The organism is Arthrobacter sp. Y81, assembly GCF_002929335.1.
Lineage (GTDB): Bacteria > Actinomycetota > Actinomycetes > Actinomycetales > Micrococcaceae > Arthrobacter.
Map to the genome: position 1 here is coordinate 1 of NZ_PJIL01000086.1, position 553 is coordinate 553.

At 66.5% G+C, this 553-nt stretch carries 1 protein-coding gene and 1 pseudogene; both read left to right on the forward strand.

The window, feature by feature from the left end; genetic code table 11:
• Positions 1-34: 34 nt before the first annotated feature.
• Positions 35-358 (forward strand): annotated as a pseudogene (locus CXQ91_RS24300) (carboxyl transferase domain-containing protein); the annotation flags it as partial.
• On the forward strand, positions 357-553 hold a 197-nt coding region (locus CXQ91_RS25915), incomplete at its 3' end, for a biotin carboxylase N-terminal domain-containing protein (RefSeq protein ID WP_374953712.1). The pseudogene CXQ91_RS24300 and the gene CXQ91_RS25915, both read left to right, overlap by 2 nt.

Genomic DNA, 553 nt, shown 5'->3' on the forward strand with positions numbered 1-553 from the left:
CGAGCACGGCGGCATCGCCAAGCATGGGGCAAAGATGGTCACCGCTGTCGCCACCGCCCGCGTGCCCAAGCTGACGGTTATTGTGGGCGGTTCCTTTGGGGCCGGCAACTACTCCATGTGCGGGCGGGCGTACTCGCCACGGTTCCTGTGGATGTGGCCGGCCGCGCGCATCTCCGTCATGGGCGGCAACCAGGCATCCTCGGTGCTCGCCACCGTCAAACGTGACCAAATTGAGGGCCGCGGCGAGGACTGGTCCGCGGACGCCGAGGAGGCGTTCAAAGCCCCCATCAAGGCCCAATATGAGGATCAAGGCAGCCCGTACTACTCCACCGCCCGCCTCTGGGACGACGGTGTCATTGACCCGGCCGACACCCGCACCGTGCTGGGCCTGGCCCTGGACGTCTGCGCCCGGACCCCGCTGCCGGAAACCTCCTTCGGCCTCTTTAGAATGTGATCCGCTCATGACACCTCTTTTTGACACCGTCCTGGTGGCCAACCGCGGCGAGATCGCCTGCCGCGTCATCCGCACCCTGCGAGCCTTGGGGATCCGCTC